4 protein-coding genes and 1 pseudogene are annotated in these 3420 nt (G+C 36.5%); 2 read left to right on the forward strand and 3 right to left on the reverse strand.

Annotated features, from left to right (window positions below; genetic code table 11):
- A partial coding sequence (locus tag QZ413_RS06050; protein ID WP_297077524.1) for a cupin domain-containing protein occupies positions 1 to 250 on the forward strand: 250 nt, incomplete at its 5' end.
- 18 nt (positions 251 to 268) lie between these two features.
- Positions 269 to 1316: pseudogene (locus tag QZ413_RS06055) on the forward strand (alcohol dehydrogenase catalytic domain-containing protein).
- A 208-nt stretch (positions 1317 to 1524) separates the two neighbouring features.
- Here the strand turns inward: QZ413_RS06055 and msrA are convergent.
- The 3 genes from msrA to QZ413_RS06070 are packed head-to-tail and all read right to left on the reverse strand — an operon-like array spanning position 1525 to position 3198.
- On the reverse strand, positions 1525 to 2319 hold the full coding sequence (gene msrA, locus QZ413_RS06060) for a peptide-methionine (S)-S-oxide reductase MsrA (protein ID WP_297077525.1): 795 nt from the start codon (positions 2317 to 2319) through the stop codon (positions 1525 to 1527).
- Positions 2316 to 2642 (reverse strand): hypothetical protein, encoded by a 327-nt coding sequence (locus tag QZ413_RS06065; protein WP_297077527.1) that lies wholly within the window; start codon positions 2640 to 2642, stop codon positions 2316 to 2318. The genes msrA and QZ413_RS06065 overlap by 4 nt, the downstream gene beginning before the upstream one ends.
- Before the next feature lie 43 nt (positions 2643 to 2685).
- Entirely contained in the window at positions 2686 to 3198 is a 513-nt protein-coding gene (locus QZ413_RS06070; protein ID WP_297077529.1) for a hypothetical protein, read from the reverse strand.
- Between the last annotated feature and the right edge of the window lie 222 nt (positions 3199 to 3420).

Genomic DNA, 3420 nt, shown 5'->3' on the forward strand with positions numbered 1-3420 from the left:
ATGTCGCAATAACTGGCATATCCATCAAGGTGGCTATCAAATTTTATTGGTCACGTCCGGTACGGGATGGTATCAAGAAGAAGGAGAAGAGGCACGAGTACTTCATGCGGGTGATGTCGTAGTGACACATGATGGTGTTAAACATTGGCATGGCGCCACTAAAGATAGCTGGTTCACACATCTAACAATTACAGCAGGTACGCCGGTCTGGTTAGAAGCCGTAAGCGATGAACAATATACCACTTTGTAAACAATGGGAGGGAATAAAATGAAAACAGCAATTTTTGAAGAAGCAGGAAAAATGCAAGTATATGATGTAGAAAAACCGCAGTTACAAGCAGATGATGATGTCATCATTAAAGTCGTACGGGCTTGCGTGTGTGGTTCAGATCTTTGGTCATATGCACATGGTGATGATAAAGAGGCACACTCTGAAAACTCAGGACATGAAGCGTTAGGAATCATTGAAGAGATCGGTTCAGCGATTACCACTGTAAAACCAGGTGATTTTGTTATTGTACCATTTACGGCATGGCTGTGGTGAATGTGATGCATGCCGTGCGGGCTTTGATGGTACTTGTGATCGTCATCAAGGTGCGAGCAACTGGTCGCATGGATTTCAATCCGAATATATTCGGTTCCATTATGCCAACTGGGCATTGATCAAGATTCCCGGTCAACCTTCTGATTATACAGAAGGGATGATCAAATCCTTATTAACCTTAGCGGATGTGATGCCAACAGGTTATCATGCAGCGCGTTGTGCTGAAGTAAAACCAGGTGATAAAGTTGTTGTGATCGGTGATGGTGCAGTGGGACAATGTGCGGTAATTGCAGCGAAAATGCGTGGTGCTTCGCAAATTATTTTGATGAGTCGGCATGAAGATCGTCAACAATTAGCACTTGAATTAGGGGCAACAGCAGTGGTTGCTGAACGAGGAGAAGAGGGGATTCAGAAAGTACGCGAGTTATTAAATGGAGGTGCAGATGCAGCCTTAGAATGTGTAGGGACACAAGCAGCAATCGACCAAGCAATTGGAGTCTTACATAATGGAGGACGAATTGGATACGTCGGTGTTCCTCATTATAACAATCGCCCAATTGGCTCTACATTTGCGCAAAATATTGCATTTGCTGGCGGATCTGCTTCGGTGACGACTTATGATAAACAATTTTTATTAAAAGCAGTATTAGACGGAGATATCCAACCAGGAAAAGTCTTTACAAAGACGTATCATTTAGCGGATGTCAATCTAGCCTATCGAGATATGCAAGACCGAAAAACGATCAAATCGATGTTAATTGTTACAGAATAAACAAAACACTAAAAACACTAAAGCGGGAGACTGCTTTAGTGTTTTTTTAATAAAGGATGGGCAGTTAATAGGATACAAGTTTAGTTATATAAACTATTATCGCATTTGAAATATAATATAAAAAATCAAAAAATAAACCCTTAAAAAATTTGGGGGACTAACCTTATAAAAATAAGTCCACTCTTTTTTTAGAAGAATGGACTTATTTTTATAGGATATATCGTTTCAACCAGTTCATGATGTTTTTAAATTGCTGTAACTGTTTACGTGTCTGTTTCATTTTACGATAACGTTTTGGTTCTTTACGGTAGAAGTCTTGATGGTAGTGTTCGGCTAAATAAAAAGGCATACTTGGTACAATTTGAGTAACGATAGGATCCAGATAAAGCTTAGTCAAAGAAGCTTTCGATTGTTCTGCTAATTTTTTTTGTATATCGTTACAATAAAAAATTACAGGACGGTACTGCGAGCCTCGATCTTGAAATTGACCGAAAGCATCAGTTGGATCAGTAACTTGCCAATAAATTTCTAAAAGTTTTTGATAATTTAGTATCATCGGGTCAAAAATAATGCGAACTGCTTCAGTATGACCTGTAGCACCAGTCAAAATTTGGTCGTAGGTTGGATTAATAACGTGACCGCCAGTATATCCAGATTCAACACTCAAAACACCAGGATAGGTATCAAATGGTTCTACCATACACCAAAAACACCCCCCAGCAAAAATCGCTATTTCGCCAATCATAGTGTGCTCTTTCGTAAAAGAATGCACTATTTTTTTTGAAGTAAACCATTCTTGATAAGTTTCCATTACATCAGGAGTTAGATTATCTCTTAATGCTAGTGGACGCAATTGTGTTTCTAAAGTAGCCAAGACTCGTTTTGTTTCCTCACCATTTTCAAGTTGATTTTTTGCTTGGATCAATTGTTCGCGCTCAAACTCTCGAGTACCTGGATTTAAAATCAAATTATAAAGATGGGCTAAAATGAAATCATCTGTCATAAGTTCACCTCGATAATATACCACGTTACAAGAGTTACAATTAGAGCTATTAATAGCAATAAAAAACGAATCCAATCCATTTTTACAAAAGCTAAATGTTTGATGAGAGGCAGACGATGAGTCGGATTACTTACTTTTGTTTGATAATCCACAGCTTGACTAAATGTAGTATCTGACGGAAGGGAGAAAAATACTAAAATTGCATATAAAATAGCAAGTACCAATCCAAACGATACAGCAAAAAATAAATGAACAATGAAACTTAACACGATAGGAATCAACAGCAAAGCACTTAATTCCATAAACGAACGAGATAATTTCATGTTGTGGCCTCCTTTAAACTCAATAGTTATCATGACCGATGATTTATTCAATCAAAATCGCTTGTTCTAATAAAATCGCTTGTTTATCAGCCAGTTGTTGAATCGCGTGAGGATCATGTTGTAGCAATTCTAAATCACTTTTGTTGTCTGTTCCTACAAATAAGCCAACGATTCCAGATTCAATTTCTTCATAAGGGATATATTGGTTATACGCTTTAGTCGTTGGAATCGTAGTTGTTTGAGCAAAAGAAGTATCATTTTTTGCTTCTATACTAATTGTAAATTGAGTCGCACTAGCACGAAAAGCGATGCTCACAGGTGTGTGTTTAGGTAAAGTCAACGTTTTGGTTAATAACTCTTCCTTATGTACGTGTGAAATTAAGTTGTTGGAATCGATTTTTATTTTTTGATTCTGATCAGTAAAAACAGTATAATGCTCATTTTCATAAGAAAGAATAGAAGTTGGCTCTTCATGATGCAATAAAGTGTAACTTAAGCCAGCAATAATCATCAATATCAAACAACTGGTCACAAACAAACCTTTTTTATACAGCATAATAGTCCTCCTTAACTCTGATTAATTAAGTTTAGCATGAAATTCATAAAATAAAACAAGATAACTCGAAAGAAAATGAATTGTTTTTTGTTATTATCGCAATTACAATAAAATTTAAATAATACCTAAAAAATAAAAAAAGAGGGAACCCTTGAGCAAAAAATAAACAGCTAACATTTATATGCTAGCTGTTTATACTTGAAGTAATAAAAGACCTTACAT

This window comes from uncultured Enterococcus sp. (genome assembly GCF_913775425.1).
Lineage (GTDB): Bacteria > Bacillota > Bacilli > Lactobacillales > Enterococcaceae > Enterococcus_G.